Source organism: Comamonas testosteroni ATCC 11996, from assembly GCF_000241525.1.
Lineage (GTDB): Bacteria > Pseudomonadota > Gammaproteobacteria > Burkholderiales > Burkholderiaceae_C > Comamonas > Comamonas testosteroni.
Genome location: NZ_AHIL01000008.1, coordinates 77,935 through 102,954, shown reverse-complemented (window position 1 = coordinate 102,954; position 25,020 = coordinate 77,935). Strand labels below are relative to the sequence as shown.

General features: G+C 62.3%; 22 protein-coding genes and 1 pseudogene. 17 read left to right on the top strand and 6 right to left on the bottom strand.

The genetic code is table 11. The features are described from left to right. Positions 1 to 97: 97 nt before the first annotated feature. A complete protein-coding gene (locus CTATCC11996_RS03600) occupies positions 98 to 1,183 on the bottom strand; it encodes an MBL fold metallo-hydrolase (RefSeq protein WP_003073168.1) in 1,086 nt (361 codons plus the stop codon). Positions 1,184 to 1,304: 121 nt separating this feature from the next. Here CTATCC11996_RS03600 and CTATCC11996_RS24750 point away from each other — a divergent pair. The 11 genes and pseudogenes from CTATCC11996_RS24750 to CTATCC11996_RS03550 all read left to right on the top strand — a co-directional run. After that, positions 1,305 to 1,694, top strand: a pseudogene (locus CTATCC11996_RS24750) (MerR family transcriptional regulator); the annotation flags it as partial. A 61-nt stretch (positions 1,695 to 1,755) separates the two neighbouring features. Next, the gene (locus CTATCC11996_RS03595) at positions 1,756 to 2,214 is read left to right on the top strand and encodes a PaaI family thioesterase (RefSeq protein ID WP_003073166.1); all 459 of its coding nucleotides are present in this window, start codon (positions 1,756 to 1,758) and stop codon (positions 2,212 to 2,214) included. Between the two features lie 39 nt (positions 2,215 to 2,253). Beyond that, positions 2,254 to 3,441 carry an isovaleryl-CoA dehydrogenase gene (locus CTATCC11996_RS03590; protein ID WP_003073164.1) on the top strand — a complete coding sequence of 396 codons (1,188 nt, stop codon included), beginning with the start codon at positions 2,254 to 2,256 and terminating at the stop codon, positions 3,439 to 3,441. Positions 3,442 to 3,491: 50 nt separating this feature from the next. Continuing rightward, a complete protein-coding gene (can, locus tag CTATCC11996_RS03585) occupies positions 3,492 to 4,154 on the top strand; it encodes a carbonate dehydratase (RefSeq protein WP_003059108.1) in 663 nt (220 codons plus the stop codon). 102 nt (positions 4,155 to 4,256) lie between these two features. Then, on the top strand, positions 4,257 to 6,104 hold the full coding sequence (aceK, locus tag CTATCC11996_RS03580) for a bifunctional isocitrate dehydrogenase kinase/phosphatase (protein ID WP_003073162.1): 1,848 nt from the start codon (positions 4,257 to 4,259) through the stop codon (positions 6,102 to 6,104). Positions 6,105 to 6,145: 41 nt separating this feature from the next. Continuing rightward, the gene (locus tag CTATCC11996_RS03575; protein ID WP_003073161.1) at positions 6,146 to 7,330 is read left to right on the top strand and encodes an acetyl-CoA C-acyltransferase; all 1,185 of its coding nucleotides are present in this window, start codon (positions 6,146 to 6,148) and stop codon (positions 7,328 to 7,330) included. A 107-nt stretch (positions 7,331 to 7,437) separates the two neighbouring features. Further along, positions 7,438 to 8,550 carry a hypothetical protein gene (locus tag CTATCC11996_RS03570; RefSeq protein ID WP_003073159.1) on the top strand — a complete coding sequence of 371 codons (1,113 nt, stop codon included), beginning with the start codon at positions 7,438 to 7,440 and terminating at the stop codon, positions 8,548 to 8,550. Then, positions 8,547 to 9,176 (top strand): MSMEG_1061 family FMN-dependent PPOX-type flavoprotein, encoded by a 630-nt coding sequence (locus CTATCC11996_RS03565; protein ID WP_003073156.1) that lies wholly within the window; start codon positions 8,547 to 8,549, stop codon positions 9,174 to 9,176. The genes CTATCC11996_RS03570 and CTATCC11996_RS03565 overlap by 4 nt, the downstream gene beginning before the upstream one ends. A gap of 77 nt (positions 9,177 to 9,253) precedes the next feature. Then, positions 9,254 to 9,925, top strand: coding sequence for an SDR family oxidoreductase (locus tag CTATCC11996_RS03560; protein ID WP_003073154.1), 672 nt, complete (start codon positions 9,254 to 9,256; stop codon positions 9,923 to 9,925). Positions 9,926 to 9,970: 45 nt separating this feature from the next. Then, on the top strand, positions 9,971 to 11,101 hold the full coding sequence (locus CTATCC11996_RS03555) for an acyl-CoA dehydrogenase family protein (RefSeq protein WP_003073151.1): 1,131 nt from the start codon (positions 9,971 to 9,973) through the stop codon (positions 11,099 to 11,101). Positions 11,102 to 11,262: 161 nt separating this feature from the next. Further along, positions 11,263 to 12,054, top strand: coding sequence for an alpha/beta fold hydrolase (locus CTATCC11996_RS03550; protein ID WP_003073149.1), 792 nt, complete (start codon positions 11,263 to 11,265; stop codon positions 12,052 to 12,054). Positions 12,055 to 12,078: 24 nt separating this feature from the next. Here CTATCC11996_RS03550 and CTATCC11996_RS03545 read toward each other — a convergent pair whose 3' ends face one another. Beyond that, positions 12,079 to 12,570 (bottom strand): DUF421 domain-containing protein, encoded by a 492-nt coding sequence (locus CTATCC11996_RS03545; RefSeq protein ID WP_003073147.1) that lies wholly within the window; start codon positions 12,568 to 12,570, stop codon positions 12,079 to 12,081. A gap of 130 nt (positions 12,571 to 12,700) precedes the next feature. Between CTATCC11996_RS03545 and CTATCC11996_RS03540 the strand changes: the two genes are divergently transcribed. Continuing rightward, a complete protein-coding gene (locus tag CTATCC11996_RS03540; protein ID WP_034348166.1) occupies positions 12,701 to 13,114 on the top strand; it encodes a YchJ family protein in 414 nt (137 codons plus the stop codon). After that, a complete protein-coding gene (locus CTATCC11996_RS03535) occupies positions 13,098 to 14,927 on the top strand; it encodes a hybrid sensor histidine kinase/response regulator (protein ID WP_003073143.1) in 1,830 nt (609 codons plus the stop codon). Before CTATCC11996_RS03540 ends, CTATCC11996_RS03535 begins: the two co-directional genes overlap by 17 nt. On the opposite strand, the gene CTATCC11996_RS03530 is transcribed toward CTATCC11996_RS03535, so the two are convergent. After that, the gene (locus CTATCC11996_RS03530; RefSeq protein ID WP_003073141.1) at positions 14,924 to 15,619 is read right to left on the bottom strand and encodes a response regulator transcription factor; all 696 of its coding nucleotides are present in this window, start codon (positions 15,617 to 15,619) and stop codon (positions 14,924 to 14,926) included. The genes CTATCC11996_RS03535 and CTATCC11996_RS03530 overlap by 4 nt on opposite strands. A 156-nt stretch (positions 15,620 to 15,775) precedes the next feature. On the opposite strand from CTATCC11996_RS03530, the gene CTATCC11996_RS03525 reads away from it, so the two are divergent. Then, complete coding sequence (locus tag CTATCC11996_RS03525) at positions 15,776 to 16,834, top strand: hypothetical protein (protein WP_034348157.1); 1,059 nt, start codon at positions 15,776 to 15,778, stop codon at positions 16,832 to 16,834. A 101-nt stretch (positions 16,835 to 16,935) separates the two neighbouring features. Beyond that, positions 16,936 to 17,661 carry an HAD family hydrolase gene (locus CTATCC11996_RS03520; protein ID WP_003073139.1) on the top strand — a complete coding sequence of 242 codons (726 nt, stop codon included), beginning with the start codon at positions 16,936 to 16,938 and terminating at the stop codon, positions 17,659 to 17,661. 3 nt (positions 17,662 to 17,664) lie between these two features. Here the strand turns inward: CTATCC11996_RS03520 and CTATCC11996_RS03515 are convergent, their stop codons facing one another. Continuing rightward, positions 17,665 to 18,360 (bottom strand): DUF4336 domain-containing protein, encoded by a 696-nt coding sequence (locus tag CTATCC11996_RS03515; RefSeq protein ID WP_003073136.1) that lies wholly within the window; start codon positions 18,358 to 18,360, stop codon positions 17,665 to 17,667. 15 nt (positions 18,361 to 18,375) lie between these two features. Further along, positions 18,376 to 19,452 carry an AraC family transcriptional regulator gene (locus CTATCC11996_RS03510; protein WP_003073133.1) on the bottom strand — a complete coding sequence of 359 codons (1,077 nt, stop codon included), beginning with the start codon at positions 19,450 to 19,452 and terminating at the stop codon, positions 18,376 to 18,378. A gap of 135 nt (positions 19,453 to 19,587) precedes the next feature. On the opposite strand from CTATCC11996_RS03510, the gene CTATCC11996_RS03505 reads away from it, so the two are divergent. Beyond that, positions 19,588 to 21,336, top strand: coding sequence for an AMP-binding protein (locus CTATCC11996_RS03505; RefSeq protein ID WP_003073130.1), 1,749 nt, complete (start codon positions 19,588 to 19,590; stop codon positions 21,334 to 21,336). 104 nt (positions 21,337 to 21,440) lie between these two features. Here CTATCC11996_RS03505 and CTATCC11996_RS03500 read toward each other — a convergent pair whose 3' ends face one another. Then, positions 21,441 to 23,171 carry a Na+/H+ antiporter gene (locus tag CTATCC11996_RS03500; protein ID WP_003073127.1) on the bottom strand — a complete coding sequence of 577 codons (1,731 nt, stop codon included), beginning with the start codon at positions 23,169 to 23,171 and terminating at the stop codon, positions 21,441 to 21,443. 221 nt (positions 23,172 to 23,392) lie between these two features. Between CTATCC11996_RS03500 and CTATCC11996_RS03495 the strand changes: the two genes are divergently transcribed. After that, positions 23,393 to 25,000, top strand: a complete 1,608-nt coding sequence (locus CTATCC11996_RS03495; RefSeq protein WP_003073125.1) for a carboxyl transferase domain-containing protein — start codon at positions 23,393 to 23,395, stop codon at positions 24,998 to 25,000. Positions 25,001 to 25,020 lie beyond the last annotated feature (20 nt).

The following is a 25,020-nucleotide window of genomic DNA, read 5'->3' as shown; positions in this document are numbered from 1 at the left end:
TGCTTCTAAATGAGGAGCGCCTGCCGTAGACTGCTAAAGCATTGCAGCTGCAAAAATACCGGAAACCCATAAAAAGAGAGCGCCTGGCGCTCTCTTTTTATTTCTGCATATTGGGAGCGTAGAAGCGCAGGATGCCGTTTTCATCCAGCCGCCGCGTCAGTTGCCGGCTGAACCAGAGGTAATGCAGATGGGCCAGAGCTTCGCCCATGGCAAAAGTCATCTGGTGGGTGTCCAGCTGGCGTTTGAAGAGGATGGGAAGGATGTCTGCAGCGCTCAGCCCCTGTTGCCGGGAGGCCTGCATGATGTCGTTCAGGCGTTCATGATGATGGTCCAGCAGTTGCTGGACACGGGTATGCAATCCCGTGAATGGTTTGCCATGCGAGGGCAGAACAAAGGTGTTCTGAGGTAGAGCGAAGTAGCGTTTCAGAGATGTGAGAAACAGCTGCAGCGGGTTGGCTTCGGGCTCGGAAGAATGCACGCTGACATTGGCGGAAATACGGGGCAGCACCATGTCGCCGCTGATCAGTGTCTCGAGCTCGGGGCAGTAAAGCGCCATGTGCTCCGGCGCGTGACCATAGCCGGCAATGCATTGCCATGTGCGGCCGTTGATGTCTATCTCGTCGCCATCCATGATGCGGTGATAGATGTCGGGGATGGGGGCTACCAGGGAAGAGTAGTAGCTGCCGCGGCCGCGCACATGGAGCAGAAATTCCTCATCTCTTTGTCCGTGCAGGCTGTAGAAGTCCGCACCGGATTCGCCGCCAAAGCCGTCTCTGTCTTTCATGGCGACGCGGGCGACGTTGTAATCGGTGGCACTGATCCACAAGGGCGCATTCCATTGATGGCAGAGCCAGCCGGCCAAACCGATATGGTCGGGGTGCATATGGGTGACGATGACACGCAAAATAGGCAGGCCTTCAAGCGCAGAGGCGAAGATCTGTTCCCATTGCTCGCGCGCCTCGGTGCGATTGACGCAGCAGTCGATGACGGTCCAGCCCTCGCGTACCAGGCCATGCCGATCGGTCTGGCGATCACGCAGCAGCCAGAGGTTGATGTGATCGAGGGCAAACGGCAGGGTCATGCGGATCCACTTGAGGCCGGGTGCCACTTCCAGAGTCTGGGCGGGACCGGGCAAGGTATCGCCGAGGGGGTAATGAAGTGCGGATTCTTGGCTTGAGGTCATGAGGCGGTATTTCGTTTAGCATTGACGTTAACGTAAACGTCAGTTTTGTCAAAGCATTTTAGAGACCGGCCTGCCTCGTGCAGTCACCTGTGAGATGCAAGACTTACAACCCCACAGAATCATGTCGACCATCTACACCATCAGTGACCTTGCCAAAGAGTTCGATCTCACGACCCGGGCCATCCGTTTTTATGAAGACATGGGCTTGCTGCAGCCGGAGCGCTCCGGCGCAGGCGGTCGCAATCGCGTGTATTCATCGAGAGACCGCGCACGTCTGCGCCTGACGCTGCGGGCCAAGCGCCTGGGACTGTCGCTGTCGGAGGCCAAGGAAATCATCGACATGTATGACAGCCCGCGCGATACGGGCGTGCAGTTGCGCAAGTTTCTCGATGTGCTGGCTATCCACCGCAAGCAGCTCGAAGCGCAGATGGCCGATCTGCAGGTGACTCTGGATGAGGTGCGAGAGCAGGAAAAAGAGGCCCGCACGCTATTGAAGAGGAGCGAGAGCAAAAAATGGCGCATAATTGACGTTTACGTAAACGTCAATTGCAAAGCTTTGCTGGAGAGTTGCCATGTCTGTTGCTGGTGCCGCCGAGTCTCTGGATTTTGTTCATCGGGTGAAGCAGAGCTTTGCGAAGCAAGGCGCCATGGCCACGATTGGCGCGGAGCTGACCCTGGTGGAGCCAGGCGTTGTCGATATCTGTCTGGACTGGGCTCCGGGCCTGACGCAGCAGCATGGTTTTTTGCACGCGGGCATGGTCTCCACTGCTCTCGACTCGGCCTGTGGCTATGCGGGGCTGACGCTGATGCCGGCCGATGCGGCAGTGCTCACCATCGAATTCAAGATCAACCTGCTCGCCCCGGCCAAGGGCCAGCGCTTTCGCATGGAGGGCCGGGTCATCAAGCCCGGGCGCACCATCACCGTATCCGAAGGCAAGGCATTTGCCATTGACCAGGGAAAAGAGAAACTGATTGCCACAATGGGCTGCACTTTGATGTGTGTGCAGAACCGTGAAGGCATACAGCACTGACAAGACGATTCATCAGACCCATATCTACAGGAGACAACCATGAGCCTTGCCAATCTGCCAGGACTGAACTTCCAGCTCGGTGAAGACATCGATGCGCTGCGCGACGCGGTGCGTGAATTTGCCCAGAGCGAGATTGCTCCGCGTGCAGCAGAGATCGACCGAAGCGACCAGTTCCCTATGGACGTGTGGCGCAAGTTTGGCGAACTGGGCGTGCTCGGCATCACCGTATCCGAGCAGTATGGCGGCGCCGACATGGGCTATCTGGCGCATATGGTGGCCATGGAGGAAATCTCGCGCGCCAGTGCCTCGGTGGGCCTGTCCTATGGCGCGCACAGCAATCTGTGCGTGAATCAGATCAATCGCAACGGCAGCGAGGCGCAGAAGGCCAAATACCTGCCCAAGCTCATCACTGGCGAGCATGTGGGCGCGCTGGCCATGAGCGAGCCCGGTGCCGGCTCGGACGTCATCAGCATGAAGCTCAAGGCCGAGGACAAGGGTGGCTACTACCTGCTCAATGGCAGCAAGATGTGGATCACCAACGGGCCCGATGCCGACACCCTGGTGGTCTATGCCAAGACCGAGCCGGAGATGGGTGCGCGCGGCGTGACGGCCTTTCTGATCGAGAAGGGCATGAAGGGCTTCTCGATCGCGCAAAAGCTCGACAAGCTGGGCATGCGCGGCAGCCATACGGGCGAGCTGGTGTTCCAGGACGTGGAGGTGCCGGCTGAAAATATTCTTGGCGGCCTGAACATGGGCGCCAAGGTATTGATGAGCGGCCTGGACTATGAGCGTGCGGTGCTGACCGGCGGTCCGCTGGGCATCATGCAGTCCGTCATGGACAATGTCGTCCCCTATATCCACGACCGCAAGCAGTTCGGCCAGAGCATTGGCGAGTTTCAGCTGGTTCAGGGCAAGGTGGCAGACATGTACACCGTGCTGCAAGCAGGCCGCTCTTTTGCCTATACGGTCGCTAAAAACCTGGATCTTCTGGGAACCGATCATGTGCGCCAGGTTCGCAAGGACTGCGCCAGCGTGATCTTGTGGTGCGCCGAGAAGGCCACCTGGATGGCCGGCGAGGGCGTGCAAATCTATGGCGGCAATGGGTATATCAACGAGTATCCGCTTGGTCGTCTGTGGCGAGATGCGAAACTCTATGAGATTGGCGCTGGCACCAGCGAAATTCGCCGCATGCTCATAGGCCGCGAGCTGTTTGCTGAAACCTGCTGAAAAAGCAGGAGCTGCGCCGTTCTTTCAACCACAAAAAGAAGGATAGCTTCATGACAACGACCTCCATCGAAGAACTGTTTGTCCACAACCGCGAATGGGCAGACCAGATGGAGCGTGATCGTCCTGGTTTCTTTACCGGACTGATGGCGCAGCAAAAACCCAAATACATGTGGATCGGCTGCTCGGACAGCCGCGTGCCAGCCAACCAGATCACGGGTCTGGAGCCTGGCGAGGTGTTCGTGCACCGCAACGTGGCCAACGTGGTGGTGCCCAGCGATCTGAACTGCCTGTCCACCATCCAGTACTCGGTCGATCATCTGAAGATCGAGCACCTGATGGTGGTGGGTCACTATGGCTGCGGTGGCGTGTATGCGGCGCTGAACAATCTGCGCCTGGGCCTGGTGGATAACTGGACCCGCCACGTGCGCGACGTGCGCGACAAGCACATCAAGCTGCTGGAAGGCATCTCCACCCAGTTCCGCCACGATGTGCTGTGCGAGCTCAACGCCATCGAGCAGGTGGTCAACGTGGCCCAGTCCACCGTGATGCAGGATGCCTGGGCCCGCGGCCAGAAGGTGACTCTGCACGGCTGGTGCTACAGCCTCAACAACGGCCACATCACCAACCTCGAAATGACCGTACCTGGTGTGGGCGGCCTGGAGGATGTCTACAACAAGGCTGTCGAGAAGGTCGCTGCGCGCAAGCGCGACTGATCGCTGCCGCTGCGCAGTTGCAGTGCCCTCAAGCGGATCCAAGGCCTGTGCCGCTTGTCCGCCTGAGAGTGCTGCTCACTTACCTGGAGCGACTGGCCCGCCATGTTTCCGCAACGACTGGACGCCCCCGAGGCCTATGCCATTGCGCAGGCCCTGATGCATGGCTACAACCAGCATTACCGCATGTTCAGTGCGGAAGCTGCCCGAGCCAAGCAGCGCTTCGAGACCATGGACTGGCCGGGCCAGCAGCAGGCTCAGCGTGAACGCATAGAGTTCTACGACCGGCAGGTGCGGGCCTGCATCCAGAGGCTGGAAGAGGAGTATGCCGCCAGCCTGCAGAGCATGGCTGTCTGGCAGCAGGTCAAGCTGCATTACATCGGCCTGATGGTCGATCATCTGCAGCCGGAGCTGGCCGAGACCTTCTTCAACTCGGTCACGACCAAGATTTTGCACCGCACCCATTTCCAGAACGACTTCATCTTCGTACGTGCGGCCGTCAGCACCGAATACCTGGAAAACACCGCGCCGGGTGCCGTACCCATCTACCGGGCCTACTACCCCGGCAACCTTGCCCAGCTTGAAGGCACGCTGCAGACTCTGTTCGAGCAGTTGCAGCTGCAATGCCGCTTTGAAGACCTGCAGCGCGACGTGCATCTGCTGGCCGAGCGCATACGCGAGAGGCTGGCGGGCCTGACGCTCAGGGCCAACTTTCAGCTTCAGGTGCTGTCCAGCCTGTTCTATCGCAACAAGGGGGCGTACCTGGTCGGCAAGATCATCACCGGCTATACCGAGCTGCCGCTGGCGATTCCCATCCTGCATGGAGAGCAGGAGCAGCTCATACTGCATGCGGCCCTGTTCGGCGAGGACGACCTGCATGCGCTGTTCAGCTTTGCGCGCGCCTACTTCATGGTGGATATGGAAGTGCCCAGCGCCTATGTGAGCTTTCTGCGCAGTCTCATGCCGCGCAAACCCAAGGCGGAAATCTATAACGCTCTGGGTCTGGCCAAGCAGGGCAAGACGCTGTTCTACCGCGACTTTCTGCATCATCTTCGCCATTCCAGCGATCAGCTGCGCATTGCGCCCGGCATCAAGGGCCTGGTCATGCTGGTGTTCGACCTGCCCAGCTTCCCCTATGTGTTCAAGCTCATCAAGGACCGTATCGCCAGCAGCAAGGATGTCTCACGTCCCCAGGTCAAGGCCAAGTACCAGCTGGTCAAGAAGCATGACCGTGGCGGTCGCATGGCGGACACCATGGAGTACAGCCTAGTGGCTTTTCCCAGAGACCGTTTCAGCGATGAACTGTTGGCCGAGCTGCACGCCCAGGCTCCCGAGCAGATCGAGATCAGCGACCGCGACGGCGACGGGCAGATGGAAGTCATCATCAGCCACCTCTACATCGAGCGCCGCCTGGTGCCGCTGAACCTGTTCCTGATGGAGTGCCTGGCCGAGGCTGATACCAAGCCGGAGCGCCGCGCCGCCATGGAGAGGGCGATTCTCGAGTACGGCAATGCCATCAAGGACCTGGTCGCCACCAATATCTTTCCTGGCGACATGCTGTGGAAGAACTTTGGCGTCACGCGTGGCGGCAAGGTGGTGTTCTACGACTATGACGAGATCGAATACCTGACCGACTGCAACTTCCGCGAGGTGCCGCAGCCGCGAACCGAGGAAGAGGAGATGTCGGGCGACATCTGGTATTCGGTCGGCCCCAGGGATGTCTTTCCCGAGACCTTCGGGCCTTTTCTGCTGGGCCATCCGGCCGTGCGCGACATCTTCATGCGCCATCACGCCGATCTGCTGGAGGCCGAGTTCTGGCGCGGTCACCAGAGCCGTATCCGTGACGGTCATTTCCTGGACGTGTTCCCCTACGAGCGCAGCCGCTTTCTGCATGCCGGCGACGCAGGACTGGACACGCAGCGTTTCGATGTTCCCGCCAATAGCCTCGCTTGAAGAGGCAGATCACACCCATCCATTTCTGAAGGAGACAAACCATGCATCAGGATCCCGTAGTCATCGTCAGCGCCGCCCGCACCCCCATGGGCGCGTTCCAGGGCGATTTTTCCGATCTGGCCGCCCATGACCTGGGCGGCGCAGCCATCAAGGCCGCAGTCGAGCGTGCCGGCATCCGGCCCGAGCTGGTGGAGGAAGTGCTTTTCGGCAACTGCCTGATGGCCGGCCAGGGCCAGGCTCCGGCTCGCCAGGCCGGCTTCAAGGGCGGCCTGCCGCAAAGCACAGGCGCCGTGACCCTGTCCAAGATGTGCGGCGCCGGCATGGAAGCCACCATCCTGGCGCACGACCAGCTCATTGCCGGCAGCCGCGATGTGATGATTGCCGGCGGCATGGAGAGCATGACCAATGCGCCCTACCTGCTTAAGAAGGGGCGTGGCGGCTATCGCATGGGACACGACAAGATCTTCGATCACATGATGCTCGACGGTCTGGAGGACGCCTATGAGGCCGGCCGCTCCATGGGCACCTTCGGTGAGGACTGCGCCGCCAAATACCAGTTCACGCGTGAAGCGCAGGACGCGTTTGCCATTGCCAGCGTGCAGCGCGCCCAGGCCGCCGCGCAAAGCGGTGCTTTTGACGCCGAGATCACGCCCGTCACCGTCAAGACCCGCAAGGGCGACGTGACCGTCAGCGTTGATGAAGGCCCGGCCAAGGCCAAGCTGGACAAAATCTCCAGCCTCAAGCCCGCCTTCAAGAAGGACGGCACCATCACTGCCGCTTCCAGCTCCAGCATCAACGACGGCGCTGCCGCCATGGTGCTGATGCGCGAGTCCACGGCCAAGCAGCTGGGCTGCAAGCCGCTGGCGCGCATCGTCTCGCACGCGACCTTTGCACAGGCTCCCGAGTGGTTTACCACCGCCCCTGTGGGCGCCACCGAAAAGGCACTCAAGAAGGCCGGCTGGGCCGTGGAGGATGTGGATCTGTGGGAAATCAACGAAGCCTTTGCCGTGGTGCCCATGGCGCTGATGGCCGATCTCAAGGTTTCGCATGACAAGGTCAACGTGAACGGCGGCGCCTGTGCTCTCGGACACCCGATTGGCGCCAGCGGCGCGCGCATTCTGGTCACCCTGCTGCACGCACTGAAGACACGCGGCAAGAAGAAGGGCCTGGCCACGCTGTGTATCGGCGGCGGCGAGGCCACGGCCATGGCCGTTGAGCTGATCTGACGCTATTTGCTCAGAATCGTCACCAGTTTGCTCTACAGTGAACGCATGTTCAACGGATTGCACGCATTCGCGCTGAATGTGTGCAGCTCACATTGCGGAAATCATTCATGAGCGCAGACATTCACCACGACGAGAGCGAGACCATCAAGCCGCTGGAGCCGCAGCAGATTGATGCTTTCTGGGGCGATTTTTCCAACCAGCTGAGCCAGTTGGAGGAGCTCGATCGCCAGGAGTTTGTGGAAAGCTCCAATGAGCTGCTGCACCAATATGCGCCGGGCCTGAGTCTGGAGCTGGAAGGCAAGCTCGGGGAGGCCGGCTCCCGTCTGGTGATCTCGGCCCATGGCAACACGGCGCAGTTCGAGAATGCCCAGGCACTGGTGCGTCAGGCGCCGCGTTTCGAGCATTACAGCGTGCAGGCGTTTCGCAGCCGTGCGCTGGGCAGCAACTTCGGCATGCGCATGGACGGCTTCGAGCTGGCCTGCTCCGATATCCGGGTGGGCTATTACGATGCGGGCGGCATCATCGGCCTCAAGCTCTCGTTCGAGAAGCCCATTGCCAGGGAGATGGCCGAGCATGCGCAGCACATGGCTTTCATCATGCTGGACCATGTACTGGGCGAGTGGGATTTTTCGGTGCGCGTGGGCCCGGTCGAGTTTGCCTCCGAGGCAGCGGCCGATGTCTACGGCTCCGCGCTGCTGTCGGAGTTCCCGCCGCTGTTCGATGGCTTCATCCGCCAGCAACTGGGCCGCAGCTATGAATTCCCCAAGGAGGACAGCGACCGCTGGCTGTCGCTGGAAGTGCGCGCACAGGATGCCGACGAGGATGCACCGCCCGACATCCTGACCTTCCACGACGGTGCCAATGCCGTGGCCACGCGCGCCGATCTGTCGCATTTCATGGAGTGGCGCTTCAGCTTCTCCAGCCAGCAAGAGCTGGACGGCGTGCGTGACGCCCAGGATGCGCTGGATGAGCAGCTCAGCCGCGAGCAGCGCGGAATTTTGGCCTTCTCGCGCGTGGAAAACATGAGTGCCCGCGTTGCCACCTACTATGTGGAAGACCCTGCCCATGCGGTGCAGCTGGCCGGACAGCTGGGCAGACAGCATGTGCCGGAGCTGGAGGGCGAGCTCAGCGTGAGCTTCGACCCTTCCTGGAACGAATTCCTGTCTCTGTACGCCGCCATTCATCGCAACGACCGTCCCAAAGAGGTCCTGGCTTCATGATCACTTCGCGCGAACAACTGCTGCAGTTGTACGACCCTCCTGCCGAGCGGGCGCTGCTCAAGCAGCAGTGGGAGCTGGATCGGCACTGCCTGCGCTTCATCGCGCTGTCGCCGTTTCTGGTCATGGCCACGGGCGGTGCGGGCGGCACCTTGTTCGATGCCTCGCCACGAGGCGGCAAGCCTGGCTTCGTCAAGGCACCGGACGCCAACACCTTGCTCATTCCCGATGCGGGCGGCAACAACCGGCTGGACAGCCTGAGCAATCTGCTCGACGACCCGCGCCTGGGCCTGCTGTTCCTTGTGCCGGGCTTCGATGAAACCCTGCGTGTCAATGGAACGGCCCAGCTGCGTGACGAGGCGCATTACACTGCCTTGTTTGCCAGCGATCATTTCCGCCCCAAGCTGGTGATCGAAGTCCATGTGCAGGAAGCCTATCTGCACTGCGCCAAGGCGCTGATGCGCTCGCGCCTGTGGAGCGAGGAGGCCAGGGTGGCGCGCAACGTCATGCCAACGCTCAATCAGATCATCCATGCGCAGATGGGACTGACCGCCCAGCCAGAGTCGCAGGAAAGCATGGTGGCCCGCTATGGAGCCATGATTGCCGCCGAGCAGATCAAGAAAAGTTGATAGCTGACAGCGCTTGCCATGAAAGGATTCTCGATGAAAAACGTTCTGAAACCCAACACCTATAGGCGCAAACAGCTATGGCTTTGATACTGATTCTAGGTGCATCACGCGGCATTGGGCGAGCCCTGGCCGAGGCCTATCTGGCACAGGGCCACCAGGTGATTGCCACCGTGCGCAAGGCTGAAGACATGGTCGAGCTGCAGGCAAGGGGCGCCCGGGTGCTGCAGGTCGATCTGGCAGATCCTGCCAGCGTCAGCGGCCTGGCCTGGCAGCTCGACGGGGCCAGCATCGATATCGCGCTGTACGTGGCCGGTGTCTGGGACGGTCATGACGCAGGCGTGCCGCCTACCCAGCAGCAGTTCGACCTGGTGATGCACAGCAATGTGCTGGGCTTCATGCAGGCTCTGCCGCAGATTGCGCCCATGGTGCAGGAGGCTGGTGGCGTGATCGGCGCCTTCTCCAGCGGCATGTCCCTGCTGGGCGATGCGGACGAGAGCGCCTGGCTTTACCGTGTCAGCAAGGCTGCGCTCAATATGGCCGTGGTCTCGGCCTGCCGCCAATGGCCGGGCCTGACGCTGCTGGCGCTGGACCCGGGTTGGGTGCAGACCGAGATGGGCGGCGCTGCGGCACCTCTGTCGGTCGCTCAAAGCGTGCAGGGACTGATGCATTCCCTGGCGCAGGTCAAGCCCGAAGACCGTGGTCAGCTGCTGCGCCACGACGGCAGATACATCAAGCTTCTAGACGCCTAGCCCAGGCTGAACAAAGGGCATATAGCTATAAATATCGGAGACAACATGCTGCTGAATCAGGACCAGGAAATGATCCGCGACGCTTTGCGCGATTTTGTGCGCGAGCAGATCACACCCCACGCCGCGCGCTGGGACAAGGAGCACGAGTTCCCCAAGGGCGTGCACCAGGGGCTGGCCGCGCTCGGTGCCTATGGCATCTGCGTGCCCGAGGAACTCGGCGGTGCGGGCCTGGACTATGTGAGCCTGGCGCTGGTGCTCGAGGAAATTGCCGCTGGCGATGGCGGCACCAGTACCGTCATCAGCGTGACCAATTGCCCGGTCAATGCCATCCTCATGAAGTACGGCAATGCCGGCCAGCAGGAGCAATGGCTGCGTCCGCTGGCGCAGGGCCAGATGCTGGGAGCCTTCTGCCTGACCGAGCCCCATGTGGGCAGCGATGCCTCGGCGCTGCGTACGACGGCCGTGCGCGACGGCGAGGACTACGTCATCAACGGCGTCAAGCAGTTCATCACCAGCGGCAAGAATGGTGATGTAGCCATCGTCATCGCCGTCACCGACAAGGCTGCGGGCAAGAAGGGCATGAGTGCCTTCATCGTGCCCACCAGCAATCCCGGCTACCAGGTGGCACGCCTGGAGGACAAGCTGGGCCAGCACAGCAGCGATACGGCGCAGATCAATTTCGAGAACTGCCGCATTCCCGCCGCGAACCTGATCGGGGCCGAGGGCGAGGGCTACAGGATTGCGCTGTCCGCCCTAGAAGGCGGGCGCATCGGCATTGCCGCGCAAAGCGTGGGCATGGCGCGTGCGGCCTTTGAATGCGCGCTGCAATACAGCAAGGAGCGCGAGAGCTTTGGCCAGCCTATCTTCAACCATCAGGCCGTGGGCTTCAGGCTCGCCGAATGCGCCACGCAGATCGAAGCAGCCCGGCAACTGATATGGCATGCCGCCAGCCTGCGTGATGCGGGTCTTCCCTGCCTGAAGGAAGCCGCCATGGCCAAGCTCTTTGCCAGCGAGATGGCCGAGCGCGTATGCAGCGCCGCCATCCAGACCCTGGGCGGCTATGGCGTGGTGAGCGACTTTCCCGTGGAGCGCATCTATCGCGATGTGCGCGTGTGCCAGATCTACGAAGGCACCAGCGATGTGCAGAAGATATTGATCCAGCGGGCGCTGGCCTGATCTGCACCTGGCGGCAAAAGCCCGCCGTTGTCAACTGCTGCGCACGAGGCTGTGGCACATCAGGGGACGGGCCGGTTGCCGATGTCACAAGGCCTGCTTAGGATGTGCTCAGTGTGGGGAGTTCCCCCAGGGGTTTCAACCATTTGCAGCAGGAGTCCGGCATGCCTTTTGCCCAGGTCAATGGTCAGAATATCTACTACGAGGACACGGGAGGGCGTGGCCCGGCCATTGTGTTCTCGCACGGCCTGCTCATGGACCACACCATGTTCGAGCCGCAGATTCAGGCTTTGCAGGGGCAGTATCGCTGCATCAGCTGGGACGAGCGGGGCCATGGGCAGACGGCCGATCCCGAGCATTGCGAAGCGTTCAGCTACTATGACTCGGCCGACGATCTGGCGGCTTTGCTCAAATATCTGGGTGTGGAAAAAGCGGTGCTGGTGGGCATGTCGCAAGGCGGCTATCTGTCGCTGCGCTGCGCGCTGATTCACCCCGATGTCGTGGGCGCGCTGGTGCTGATAGACACCCAGGCCATGCTGGAAGACCCCGAGCAGATGCCCCACCACGAGGCGCTGCTCAAGGCCTGGATGGAGCATGGTCTGTCAGATGACATGGCCACCATCGTGGAACACACGATTCTGGGCCAGGGCTGGCCCGGGGCTGCGCAGTGGCGCGCCAAATGGAAACAGGCCTCGCCGATCAACCTGGGGCAGAGCTTTGCGACGCTGGCGCTGCGCGATGACATCAGCCCGCGCCTGGCCGAAATCAAGGTGCCTGCGCTGGTGATTCATGGCGACAAGGATGCGGCCATCGGCGTGGAGCGTGCGCGGGCCATGTTCAAGGGCCTGCCCCAGGCCCAGTGGGTGGATGTGGCTGGCGCGGGCCATGCGGCCAATCTCACGCACCCGGAGCCGGTGAATGCGGCCATCAGGCAGTTTCTGGATGGCCTGCACTGAGAGCGTAAATACGTTCTGAGGCTCTCAGGCCTCTCCGAGTTCGGCCATGCTGCGCTTGCGCAGCACCACGGTGATCTGGCCGTTGGTCTCGATCGTGGCGCGCTCCACCTCATGCGCGTTGAGGCAGCCATTGGAGCGCAGGGCTGCCGCCAGGTCTTCTGCAGTGATCTGCTCCTGCGTCATCAGACTGGGTTGCACAATGCCCTGGTGAATCAGGACCTTGGGTTTGCCATTGACCAGTTTGCGCAGCCCGGCAAAGCGGTAGCTCAAGTGGGAGAGCAGTGCATGGCAGGCCAGCAAGGTGGTGGCACTGATCAGGCCGCCGATCAGCGAGTTGTCGCCCGCATTCATGGAGTTCTGTACTGCGTTGGAAAGAATCAGCAGCAGCACCAGGTCGAAAGGTGCGTACTGGCCGGTCTGGCGCCTGCCGGTCAGACGCAGAAACACCAGCAGAAACAGGTAGACGCTAACACCGCGAATCACGAACTCCCACCAGGGAGCAGCCATGGAGAACATAGGCAAACCTTTGAGCAGCGAGCTTTGAACTGCCGCTACTGTGCTCTGAGGCAACCGACTGCGCAAGCCGGCTTGCTCGTTGTTCGACTTGGTCGACAATGCAGCATTGCCAATCAAGACTGCCAAAGTTGTGAAAGAAGCCGAGAACAAGCGGGACTGTCCCTGTGGACGCAAGAATGCCAAGGGGCGGCTGCTGGCCTATGCCGATTGCTGCGGCCGCTATATCGATCACTGGGATGCCCGGCCAGCTCCCGATGCCGAGGCGCTGATGCGCTCGCGCTATACGGCCTTCGTGTCTGAGAACCAGGAATATTTGCAAGCCACCTGGCATGCCAGCCAGCGCCCGTCACAGCTCGATTTCGATGCTGCCACCAAATGGCTGGGGCTGGATGTGAAGCAGTTTCAGCCGACCGGCGATGCTTCTGCAGAGGTCGAATTCGTCGCCCGCTATCGTCTGGCGGGGCGTGCCGTGCGCCTGCATGAGCGCAGCCGCTTTGTGCTCGAGGGTGGGCGCTGGTTCTACGTCGATGGCGACCAATTCTGAAGTCGATTCGGCGCAGTCGACCCGGCTGCAGGCCGGTCTGCGCCTGCTGCAGTCACTGGCTTCGCGTGGCTCCTCCGAAATCGCCGCATTGCTGATTCCGGCCCTGCTGCTGTGGGTCAGTACCCGCAACAGCCCAGCCGTCAGCGCTGGGCTGGCCTGGTGGTGGGGGCTGATGATCGTCATGGCGCTGGGCTTTTTGCTGTTTCGCCGCAGCCTGCATCGCCAGTGGCGGTCGGCGCGCGACTGGGAGCCATCGCGACTGCAGGCGGCATTGACAGCCTGGCAGCGACAGCTGGCGCTGGCCGCGTTGATCAACGGCTTGCTCTGGGTCAGCGTGCTGGCCTTTACCTGGAGTGGCAGCCACAGTGAGCTGCGCCTGCTGATCTATCTGGTGCTGCTGGGCGTGATGGCATCGGCCGCCACTTTTCTGGCGCCGGTGCCGCAGGTGTTCGCGGCCTTCATGGCGGGCATCTACTTGCCGATGTTGCTGTGCACGCTGCATTACTTTCCGCACAAAGGCCCTTATCTGTTGCCGCTGCTGCTGCTGTACGGCGCCATACTTGCTCGCCACGCCTGGGGGGCGCGGCGTTTCGTGCAGCAGCAGATGGCGCACGAGCTGGAGCGTCAGGCACTGGCGGAGCGCTACCGCGAAGCCAAGGAGCAGGCAGAGAATGCGCTGGCCGAAAAGAACTGGTTTATCTCCGCCGCCAGCCACGATCTGCGGCAACCCCTGCATGCCATGGGCCTGATGCTGCAAGCCGCCCATCAGCGCAATCAGGATGACGAGCTGGCGCAGCTGCTGCAGGAAATGCAGGCCTGCACGCGCGATCTGGGCTCCATGTTCAACGACCTGATGGATCTGTCGCGACTTGAGGGCGACAGCTTCGCACCGCAATGGCAGGCGGTATCCATGAGTGCGGTGCTGGACGAAGCCCGGCGCCTGTTCGCGCGCGAGGCAGCGCAGCGCGGTTTGCGTCTGCGCGTGAGGCAGCCAGCTCATATGCCGGCACTGTGCACGGATGCGGTACTGCTGCGGCAGATGGTTTTCAATCTGCTGCAAAACGCGCTGCGCTACACCGACCAGGGCGGAGTGCTGCTGGCGCTGAGGCACAGGCAGGGACGTTGGCTTTTACAGGTGTGGGACAGCGGGTGTGGCATGAGCGAGCAGGAATGCGCACAGGTCTTCATGCGTCACTATCGCAGCCCTGCACGCCAGCAGCGCGATGCCAGGGATGGCGTGCCGGCGCCATTGCGCGGGCGTGGCCTGGGCCTGTCCGTGGTGGCACTGGCGGCGCAGCGGCTGGGTGTGGAATGCGGGGTTCAGTCGCTGCCTGGCAAGGGGTCATGTTTCTGGCTGCGCTGGCCGAAGGATGCCGAGCAGTGGCAGGCATCGTCCGTGCTGCCGGCACCGCCGATATTGACTGAGCCGCAGTGGTTCGCTCCCCTGCAGGGGCACTGCCTGGTCGTGGAAAACGATGCGCAGCTGGCCCCGGTGCTGGTGCAGATCTTGCAGAGCTGGGGTGTGCAGGTGCAAAGAGCGCGCAGCTTGGTTGAGGCGCAGCAACTGCTGGCCGATGGATTGTGGCCAGACTTTGTGTTGTGCGACCAGCGATTGAAGGATGGCGCAAGCGGGCTGGAGTGTCTGATGCTGCTTCTGGATCAGCGTCCGCAAGCCAGCGGTGCTTTGATGAGCGGCGATGAGGAGCTGCTGGAGCAGGTGCAGGATCAGGGCTATCTGGCCCTGGCGACGCCGTTGCAGCCCGACCAGCTGCATGCGGTGCTGGCGCGCTGCATGGCGATTCGCCAGCCTTAGTCCAAGTCGACCTCTATGCCTCGCATACGCGTGATCAGCGCCACGCGGTTGTTGGCGCCCAGGCGCTGAAGCAGGGCGGTGACATGTTCCTTGACCGTGTATTCGGACAGGTTCAGTGCCTGTGCAATGGCGCGATTGGGCTTGCCCTGCAACAACAGGCTCAGCACCTGTGCCTGGCGCGCAGTGATGCCGAGCTCTCTGGCGCTCATATGCAGGATGCTGCCCGCGGTTGGTGCCGGTGGGGCGGTCGGGATGGGAGGCAGGGCCTCAAACCAGGTGCGGCCGCTCAGCAGGGCTTGCACTGCCGCCTGAAATTCGTGAGACGGGCTGCTTTTGTGCACAAAGCCATGCACACCTGCGGCTGCGGCCTTGCTGGCGATGGCCGGGTGCTTGTCGCCGCTGGTCACCAGAATGCGTGTGCCAGGAGCCAAGGCCAGGATGCTGTGCACAAACTCCAGAGATGCGCCGTCCTCCAGCCAGAAGTCCATCACGGTGATGACGGGCTCGCCCAGCGCAGCAATCATGGCCAGAGCCTCATTGCCGTGTGCCGCACAGCGCACCCGCTGCACACCGGCGCTGGTCATCAGCACATGGGCTGCACCTTCCGCGACCAGCGGGTGATCATCCACCACCAGCGCATAGGGCTGTGCGCCCTGTTGAGTGGTGCTCAGGATTTGCAGTAGATCGGGCATGAGCCTTCCTTTGGGGCTTGGTAACAAAGACCCCTCCTCGGTAGGGAGTGGTCTGCTCGCAAGCCTTCTGACAATGTCTGTAAGACGACGCTGCTTTTTATCTCAGTGTCGGGATATGGACATTTTCAACCAACATCAAGACCGAGGAGCAGGCCCGTGCCATCACTTATGCAAATCACCCGTAGAACTGCAGCCTTGCTGCTGATTTCCACCCTGGCCGCCTGTGGCGGCGGTGGAGATGGCGGCAGCGGTGGCAGCAATGGCGGAGGAGGTGGCTCCGAAGGCGGCGGAGGCAATACCGGAGGCGGCAATGGTGGCGGCACCGGCAATCAGGCCGTCACGGGAACCTATAAGCTGGGCGGCCAGACCGCCGCCAGCCATGCGCAGATGCTGAATGCCGCCAACAGCATGGGGGCCGACGGCTATGCACTGTTCAGCTCCCTGGCAGGCTCGATCAGCCCGACCAGTACGGAGATCGGCGATTTCTATCTCACGGATACCGCGCATGCAGGGCGCAAGTTCAGCTATGTCAATCCCGCAGCGCAGCCAACGCGCATCGCTTTTCTGGCTCAGCTGAACCAGCAGGGCAGCAGCGGCTATATGTACAAGTCCGACGCCGTGTTCAGCGATGTCAGCGACATCCGCAGCGTCTATGTCAAGGACAACAGCCGCAGCGACCAGTTCAGCTACCGGACAGTGACGCCGGTGGCCAAGACCGCCGAAGACTTTGCCGCGGAGCTCAACGGGCAAGGGGCCGCAGGCTATCGCTATCTGGGTCCCCAGATCATCAACAACGAGCTGTTCAGCCTGTATGCCAAGCGCAACGACAGCGTCACCTATACCTATCAGGTCGACAAGCTCGGCAGTTCATTCTCGGCCGCCGATGCTGCAGCGATGAGAACCCGTCTGGCACCAAAGGGCGCTGATGGCTGGTTCATCCGCGGCACGCAGGGGCTGGGCAGCGACCCGATGAACATGAACTATGTGGATGTCTTCGAGAAAAGCTCCGCACAGAATGGTGCCATCGAGTATCTGGTCGAGGCCTCGGCAAGCAGTGACTCGCTCACGACCCAGCTGAACAATATGAATGCCAATGCGGCTAAGGGCTTCTTCTACTTCAGCGGCATCATGACTGCAGACGGCAAGACCAGCACCATCTACGTCAAGAACAGTGCGTGGATGATCAATCCGCTGGCCGGAGTGACCTTCCCCTGAACTAAAAAAGGGCGTGAGCGCATAATCACGCCCTCTGTTTCTTGATACTAGGCGCCGTTGGGCGCCTTTTTTGCATCCCCTGATGCGCTGGTAATGTTTCCATGACTGCTTTTGACGCTGTGCTTTTCGACTGTGATGGTGTGCTGGTGGACAGCGAATCGATCACCAATCGCGTGCTGTGCACCATGCTCAACGAATCCGGATGGGCCATCAGCCAGGAGCAGTGCACGCGCGACTTCATCGGCAAGACGGTGCGCAGCCAGGCGGCCGTTATCGAGGCCCATACCGGCAAGCCGCTGACCGATGCCTGGATGGCCGAGTTCTACGAGCGCCGCAATGCCGCGCTGCGTGCCGAGCTGGTGGCCATCGATGGCGCGCAGCAAGCGGTCATGCAGATTCACGCGCTGTGCAACGGCCGCATTGCCTGCGCCTCGGGTGCGGACCGTGCCAAGGTGGAGATGCAGCTCGCCAAGGTGGGCATGGCACCCTATTTCGAAGGTCATGTCTACAGCGGCCATGAAATGCCGCGCAGCAAGCCCTTTCCGGATGTCTATCTGGCAGCGGCAAAGGCGCTGAAGGCCGATCCTGCCAAATGCCTGGTGATCGAGGACACCATGACCGGCGTGCAGGCCGGCGTGGCCGCCGGTGCCACCGTCTGGGGCTATTTCCCGGCCGATCAGGGCCATGCCTCGGCAGAGCAGTTGCTTGAGGCTGGCGCCGCCTGCGTGTTCGGCGACATGGGCGATCTGCCCGCCATGTTCGAGGCCGTGCGCAGGAGTGCCGCCAGCGCTTCGACCGGCGATGACGACGAGCACGACCTGCGCTAAAGCTCAGCCCCAGATCGACAGCGCCTCGCGCAGGTGCTTCATGGGCTGATCGTCGATCACGCTGTTGTGCAGCAGGATCACGCGCTGCACGGGCCAGCTTTCGACCCGCTTCACCCAGCTGCGCACGGCGGCCCTGTCCCTGACCAGCAGGCGCACGGTGCGCGGCACGGTCAGGCGCTCATGCCCGCCCGTCAGGCCCAGATACATGCGTACCGGCAGGCTCAGCGGTCCCTGCCAGCATTGCAGCACGTCGGTGGCGATGAGGCTGCCGCTGGCCGGATGGAACCACAGCGTCTCGTCGAGCATGGGAAGGCCGTCCAGTGGCAGGCATTGCAGCTCGCCTGTCCAAGGGGCTTCGGAGTCCGGTGGCAAGGGCTCCAGAAGCGGCAGGTCCGGGCGCTTGCTCAGCACGCCCTGTGTGCCATAGATCCGGGCCTGTGGATAGAGCCTTGCCAGTTTGCCCACGAACAAGTGATGCATGGCGCTGGGTGCGACGATGTGCTGCAGCGGTCCCAGGGCGTCAAGCGCCGCTTTCTGCACTTGCGTCAGCGGCACGGCAGAGTGCGAGAACAGGCTGCCGTCCGCCAGCCGGATCACCGTCATGCGGGTGCTGACCTTGAGTCCCGCATTGCTGAAGTGATAGCTGAGTGCCCATACCCCATCAGCGATTGCCTGCCAGTTTTCTGAGGATTTCTGCATGGATAGTTCCTTGCGTCAGACGGCACGCTGGCCGGCGGTTTTGCGAAATTCCGAAGGGGACAGCCCTGTCCAGAGGCGAAAGGCGCGGATAAAGCTCTTGTCGTTGAGAAAGCCGCAGGCCTGGGCCACACGCTTGATGGGGCGGCTGGTGCGCAGCAGCAGCGCAATCGCGCGTTCACGCCGGATATCGTCCTTGAGGGCCTGCAGCGAAATACCTTCTTCCTTGAGTTGGCGGTGCAGGCTGCGCTGCGACAGATGCAGCTGGCGGGACAGCGTTTCAGCCGTCTGCTGTTCCTCCCCGCTGGCGGCCAGCAGATGGCGCACGCGCTGCACCAGAGTCTTCTCGCGCTGGTAGGGGCGCACCTGGATCGGCAAGGCGCGCTGCAGCATCCGGTTGAGGGCCGCCTCGTCGCGCGCCAGCGGTGCCTGCAGCCAGCGTGCTTCAAACTGCAGACTGGCGACGGGGGCATCAAAAGCGATGCTGCCCGGTGCGAACAGCACCTTGTAGACATCGGCATGCGCGGGCTCGGCAAACGGAAAGCTGGCATGCAGCAGGCTGATCGGTTCGTTGATCAGCCAGCTTGCAAAGCCGTGGATATTGCGCAGCACCGATACCATGCAGAACTCGCGCATGGCGCCCAGTGGGCGGCTTTCATGCAGGGTAAGGGTGGCAATGCCGGCCTGCTCGCTGAGCTGCAGCTGTATGTCCTGCGCAATCAGCCCGTGATGGCGGCACCAGCGCGCCAGCGCCAGGCCAAGTTGTGGTGCGCTGATGCTGGCACGCGCCAGCATGCCGTAGCTGCCCCAGGGCAGGCGGTGCTCGAACCAGCCCAGGGCTTCATCGTCCAGCTCGCGCATGGCTGCGTCGGATAGAGCCTCCATCTGCAGGGCCGTGATGCGCTCGTCGGCATCGTCAATCAGATTTGGCGGGATTTGTGCCTTTTCCAGGGCACCTAGCGCTGACATCTGCCTTGCTTCATAGGCGCGGACAATGGCTTGAACAAACGCCATGGGGGTAATTGCCGGGTGCGATTTGAGCACGGAGCTGGCATGGTGTGGCAGTGGAGTCTTGACCAGAGAGGGGGTGAGCATTTGGCAATTATTGCAACCTTTGTGACCTCTTCTGGACAGGGCTTGCCCTTATTCTGAGGCGCAGAAAACGGTGCTGAATGGACGCCGTGCAGCCAGTTCGCAGGTGGCTGCCGGCACGCAAGGAGACATAAGACCATGCCATCGCAAGTGAACGCGCTGACCGCCAGCTATGCCAAGGGGGGCACGGATGTGCCGCTGATCGAGCAGACGATTGGCGATTTTTTTGCTGCAATGGCGCAGCGCCAGGGCGCGCGTGACGCGCTGGTCAGCCGTCATCAGGGTCTGCGCTACAGCTATGCCCAGCTGCATCAGGCCGCGCGCCAGCTGGCCAGCGCGCTGCTGTCGCAAGGGCTGGTCAAGGGCGACCGGGTGGGTATCTGGAGCCATAACAACGCCGAGTGGGTGCTGATGCAGCTGGCCACGGCTCAGGTGGGTCTGGTGCTGGTCAATATCAACCCTGCCTATCGCACCGCCGAAGTCGAATATGCACTCAACAAGGTGGGTTGCAAGGCGCTGGTGTCCATGCCGCGCTTCAAGACCAGCGACTATCTGGGCATGCTGCGCGAGCTGGCACCAGAGCTGGCGAGCTGCGCGCCAGGCCAGCTGCAATCCAAGCGCCTGCCGGCCTTGCGCACCGTGGTATGGATTGATGCTCCCGGCTCAGGTGCGACCGGCTCAGGTGCGGCGGATCTGGACGCCGAGCAGCCCGGCATGCTGCGTTTTTCGCAGCTGATGGCGCAAGGAACCAGTGCGGATGAGCGCATCGATGCCATTGCGGCCACGCTCAGCAACCACGATCCCATCAATATCCAGTTCACCAGCGGCACCACGGGCTTTCCCAAGGGGGCGACGCTGACGCACCGAAACATCCTCAACAACGGCTTCTTCATTGGCGAATGCATGCGCCTCACGCCCGAGGACCGGCTTTGCATTCCCGTGCCGCTGTATCACTGCTTCGGCATGGTGCTGGGCAATCTGGCCTGCTTCACCCATGGCTCGACCATCGTCTATCCCAATGATGGCTTCGACCCCCTCACGGTGCTGGAAGCGGTGCAGGCCGAGAAATGCACGGGCCTGCACGGCGTGCCCACCATGTTCATTGCCGAGCTCGATCATCCGCGCTTTGCCGAGTTCGATCTGTCCACGCTGCGCACCGGCATCATGGCAGGCTCGCCCTGTCCCATCGAGGTGATGAAGCGTGTGGTGCGCGACATGCATCTGAGCGAGATCACCATCGCCTACGGCATGACCGAAACCAGTCCCGTGAGTTGCCAGAGCGATGCCGACACGCCTCTGGAAAAACGTGTTGCCACCGTGGGCAAGGTGCAGCCGCATCTGGAGGTGAAGATTGTGGATCCGTCCACGGGCGAGATCATGCCGCCGGGTCAGTCGGGCGAGCTGTGCACGCGCGGTTATTCCGTCATGCACGGCTACTGGGAAGACGAGGCCAGAACCCGCGAGGCCATCGATGCCGAGCAGTGGATGCATACCGGCGATCTGGCCACCATGGACGCCGAGGGCTATGTGAATATCGTGGGCCGCATCAAGGACATGGTGATCCGTGGCGGCGAGAACATCTACCCGCGTGAAATCGAGGAATTCCTCTATCGCCACCCCAAGGTGCAGGACGTGCAGGTGGTGGGCGTGCCCGATGTGCGCTATGGCGAGGAGCTGTGTGCGTGGATCATTGTCAAGCCCGGCCAGGAACTCGGCGAGGATGAGGTGCGCGACTTCTGCAAGGGGCAGATTGCGCACTACAAGGTGCCGCGCTATATCCGCTTTGTCCAGGCCTTTCCGATGACGGTGACGGGCAAGATCCAGAAGTTCAGGATTCGCGACGAGATGATCGAGTTGCTGGATCTGCGCGTGATCAAGACGGCCTGAATATGCGCTACCCCCTGAGCTGCTTCGCACCTTCCCTGCGCCGGGTGCCCCCCAAGGGGGACGACGCCCGTGCCGCGAGGCGGCTCTTGCCGGGCGTCTCTGACTCAGTGATTGGCGTGCGTGCTGGCCATGGGCAGACCGGCGGCGCGGCGCGCGACTGCAAGGCGCTTGCGCATGGCGATTTCCTGCATGTCCAGCTCGCTGACCAGGCTGCGCAGCGATTCGTCGTTGATGCGATGGGCCTGTCTTTCGGCGTAGTAAAAGTCCCGCTCGGCATGAATGCACTCGATGCGGGTCTCGATCTCCATCACATAGCGCAGCTTGCGCTGGCGCACGACTTCGGGTGCTTCGCGCAGCAGCTCTATGCTCTGAGCAGCGCCGCTGCCGTCGTCGAGCAACTGGATGCGGTTGCGGTACTCCTGGGTCAGATGGCCGTTGACCTCCTGGCGCATCGCCACCCATTCGGGGTCGCGGCGCTGCATTTCCTCCTCGCTCAGCGTGAGCTTGGCCATGGCGGCCATGCAGGCCTGTTCGCGGGCCAGGCGCTCCTCGCGCACGGTGGGCGACTCCTCGTGCGGGGGCAGGTGGCGCAGCACGATGGGCAGGCCCACGGCACCGATCACCAGCGTGAACAAAATGGTGCCCGTGGCAAGAAAGACCAGCATGTCGCGGCCCGGGAAGGGCTGGCCGTTGTTCAGCAGCATGGGCACGGACAGCGCGCCGGCCAGCGTGACCGCGCCGCGAATGCCGGCCAGCGTGGTGGCCAGGTTCAGCAGCTTGGAGGGGCGTTCGGTCAACTTGCCCTGGCGGTGGGCGCGCAGCAGCGAGCCATGCACACCCAGTACCAGCCAGATCCAGCGCATCAGCAGCAGCGCAAACGAAATGGCAGCCACATAGCCGACCAAAATCCACCAGTCATGGCCGGCCTGATGCAGCGGCACGCCGATGATGGATGGCAGCTGCAGGCCCAGCAGCAGGAAAATGGCACCGTTGAAGGCAGCTTCCACCATGCTCCAGGTGCCTTCGGTCTGCAGGCGTTCGCTGATGTAGCTGCTGCGCTCCAGGTCGGCGAAATTGGTGGCGATGCCGGCGGCCACGGCAGCCAGAATGCCGGAGACACCGATTTTTTCGCCCACGATATAGGCGGCAAAGGGCAGCAGCACCAGCAGCAACACCATCTGCGTGGCAGCGACATCGCCCAGACGGCGCGTGATGGTGCCGCGCGCATGGCTGAAGCCCCAGCCTATCAGCGCTCCCACACCCAGGCCGCCGACGGCCATCCAGGTGAATTCCTTGGCGACTTCGCCCCAGGAGAACATGCCGGTCAGCGTGGCTGCAATCGCAAATTTCAGCGCCACCAGGCCCGATGCGTCATTGAGCAGCGACTCGCCCTCCAGCACATGCATGGTCTTCTCGGGCATGCCCAGATTGCGCGTGATGGCCGAAACGGCCACGGCATCGGTGGGCGAGATCACGGCGGCCAGGGCAAAGGCCACGGTCAGCGGAATCTCGGGAATCATCCAGTGGATGAGATAGCCCAGGCCCAGCACGGTGAACAGCACCAGGCCCAGGGCCAGCAGCAAGATCGGCTTGGCCAGCGCAAAGAATTCACGCTTGGGGATGCGCCAGCCGTCGGCGAACAGCAGTGGCGGAATGAAGAGCAGCAGGAACAGCTCCGGGTCGAACGCGATGTGCAGACCGGCTTGCGGCCAGGCAATCAGCGCACCCAGCGCGATCTGAATCAGAGGCAGGGGGATGGCCCGGATATAGCGGGCCACAATGCCTGTCAGCGCTCCCAGCAGCAAGACAAGCAAAACGGTTTCAACAGCGTGCATGAGGCATTTTCTTCAACTGCCGTGGCAGTGCTGTGTCCGAGCAAGAAAAAAACCAAGTTCTCACATCAGTTATCAAGCGGCAAAGTACGAGCCGCAACCCATGAAACAGGCGTGTGCCAAGCACGGGACGGCCGGCAAGGGCCGCCCCGCCGCGAGGCCGTCGTCCCCCTAGGGGGAAGCGGCGCAGCCGCTCAGGGGCAATCATTTTTTAAGGGCAAGCGATGAGCATTCTGGGTACACAACTGAATCCGCGTTCGGCAGATTTCCTGGCCAACGCTGCCGCCATGCAGGCGCTGGTCAATGAGCTGCACGCACGCTGCGATCAGAACGCACTGGGCGGCAATGAGGCGGCACGCGCCAAGCATGTGGCGCGCGGCAAGCTGCTGCCGCGAGAGCGCGTGCAGCGGCTGCTGGACCCCGGCACGCCGTTTCTGGAACTGTCGCCGCTGGCCGCGCTCAATATGTACAACAACGATGCGCCCGGCGCCGGCGTGATTGTCGGCGTGGGCCGCGTCAGCGGCGTGGACTGCATGATCGTCTGCAACGACGCCACCGTGAAGGGCGGAACCTACTACCCGATGACGGTGAAAAAGCATCTGCGCGCTCAGGAGGTGGCCGCGCAGAACCGTCTGCCCTGCATCTATCTGGTGGACTCGGGCGGTGCCAACCTGCCCAATCAGGACGAGGTCTTCCCCGACCGCGAGCACTTCGGCCGCATCTTCTACAACCAGGCCAATATGAGCGCGCAGGGCATTGCCCAGATTGCCGTGGTCATGGGTTCGTGCACGGCAGGCGGCGCCTATGTACCGGCCATGAGCGACGAGTCCATCATCGTCAAGAACCAGGGCACCATCTTTCTGGGCGGCCCTCCTCTGGTTAAGGCTGCCACCGGCGAGGTGGTCAGTGCCGAGGATCTGGGCGGCGGCGATGTGCACACGCGCCTGTCGGGCGTGGCCGACCATCTGGCCGAGAACGATCTGCATGCGCTGGCGCTGGCACGCCAGGCGGTGGCGAACCTGAACAAGGGCAAGCCCCAGTCGCTGACCGACCATGCGCCGGCCGCACCCCTCTTCGAGAGCGAAGAGCTGTATGGCGTGATTCCCGTCGATACGCGCAAGCCTTTCGATGTGCGCGAGATCATTGCCCGCATCGTGGACGGCAGCCAGTTCGACGAGTTCAAGGCCCGCTTCGGCAACACCCTGGTCTGCGGCTTTGCGCGCATCGAGGGCATGCAGGTCGGCATCATCGCCAACAACGGCATTCTGTTTTCCGAGTCGGCCGTCAAGGGCGCACACTTCATCGAGCTGTGCTGCCAGCGCAAGACTCCGTTGGTGTTCCTGCAGAACATCACGGGCTTTATGGTGGGCCGCAAATACGAGAACGAAGGCATTGCCCGCCACGGCGCCAAGCTGGTCACGGCCGTGGCCACGGCAGCGGTGCCCAAGTTCACCATCATCATCGGCGGCAGCTTTGGCGCGGGCAACTACGGCATGTGCGGCCGCGCCTATTCGCCCCGTTTCCTCTGGATGTGGCCCAACGCGCGCATCAGCGTCATGGGCGGCGAGCAGGCGGCCAGCGTGCTGGCCACCGTCAAGCGCGACGGCATCGAAGCCAAGGGAGGCAGCTGGAGTGCCGAAGAAGAGGATCGCTTCAAGGCGCCCATCCGCCAGCAATATGAAGACCAGGGCCATCCCTATTACGCGACGGCGCGTCTGTGGGACGACGGCGTGATCGATCCCGCCGACACACGCCGCGTGCTGGCCCTGGGCCTGGCTGCCGCGCGCAATGCGCCGATTGAAGACACGCGCTTCGGCGTATTCCGCATGTAAGCGGGCAGAGGCTGCCAATC

Coding starts and splice junctions, on each gene's coding strand:
- CTATCC11996_RS03600 (WP_003073168.1), bottom strand. CDS start 1,183: ATGACCTCAAGCCAAGAATCCGCACTTCATTACCCCCTCGGCGATACC.
- CTATCC11996_RS03595 (WP_003073166.1), top strand. CDS start 1,756: ATGTCTGTTGCTGGTGCCGCCGAGTCTCTGGATTTTGTTCATCGGGTG.
- CTATCC11996_RS03590 (WP_003073164.1), top strand. CDS start 2,254: ATGAGCCTTGCCAATCTGCCAGGACTGAACTTCCAGCTCGGTGAAGAC.
- can (WP_003059108.1), top strand. CDS start 3,492: ATGACAACGACCTCCATCGAAGAACTGTTTGTCCACAACCGCGAATGG.
- aceK (WP_003073162.1), top strand. CDS start 4,257: ATGTTTCCGCAACGACTGGACGCCCCCGAGGCCTATGCCATTGCGCAG.
- CTATCC11996_RS03575 (WP_003073161.1), top strand. CDS start 6,146: ATGCATCAGGATCCCGTAGTCATCGTCAGCGCCGCCCGCACCCCCATG.
- CTATCC11996_RS03570 (WP_003073159.1), top strand. CDS start 7,438: ATGAGCGCAGACATTCACCACGACGAGAGCGAGACCATCAAGCCGCTG.
- CTATCC11996_RS03565 (WP_003073156.1), top strand. CDS start 8,547: ATGATCACTTCGCGCGAACAACTGCTGCAGTTGTACGACCCTCCTGCC.
- CTATCC11996_RS03560 (WP_003073154.1), top strand. CDS start 9,254: ATGGCTTTGATACTGATTCTAGGTGCATCACGCGGCATTGGGCGAGCC.
- CTATCC11996_RS03555 (WP_003073151.1), top strand. CDS start 9,971: ATGCTGCTGAATCAGGACCAGGAAATGATCCGCGACGCTTTGCGCGAT.
- CTATCC11996_RS03550 (WP_003073149.1), top strand. CDS start 11,263: ATGCCTTTTGCCCAGGTCAATGGTCAGAATATCTACTACGAGGACACG.
- CTATCC11996_RS03545 (WP_003073147.1), bottom strand. CDS start 12,570: ATGTTCTCCATGGCTGCTCCCTGGTGGGAGTTCGTGATTCGCGGTGTT.
- CTATCC11996_RS03535 (WP_003073143.1), top strand. CDS start 13,098: ATGGCGACCAATTCTGAAGTCGATTCGGCGCAGTCGACCCGGCTGCAG.
- CTATCC11996_RS03530 (WP_003073141.1), bottom strand. CDS start 15,619: ATGCCCGATCTACTGCAAATCCTGAGCACCACTCAACAGGGCGCACAG.
- CTATCC11996_RS03520 (WP_003073139.1), top strand. CDS start 16,936: ATGACTGCTTTTGACGCTGTGCTTTTCGACTGTGATGGTGTGCTGGTG.
- CTATCC11996_RS03515 (WP_003073136.1), bottom strand. CDS start 18,360: ATGCAGAAATCCTCAGAAAACTGGCAGGCAATCGCTGATGGGGTATGG.
- CTATCC11996_RS03510 (WP_003073133.1), bottom strand. CDS start 19,452: ATGCTCACCCCCTCTCTGGTCAAGACTCCACTGCCACACCATGCCAGC.
- CTATCC11996_RS03505 (WP_003073130.1), top strand. CDS start 19,588: ATGCCATCGCAAGTGAACGCGCTGACCGCCAGCTATGCCAAGGGGGGC.
- CTATCC11996_RS03500 (WP_003073127.1), bottom strand. CDS start 23,171: ATGCACGCTGTTGAAACCGTTTTGCTTGTCTTGCTGCTGGGAGCGCTG.
- CTATCC11996_RS03495 (WP_003073125.1), top strand. CDS start 23,393: ATGAGCATTCTGGGTACACAACTGAATCCGCGTTCGGCAGATTTCCTG.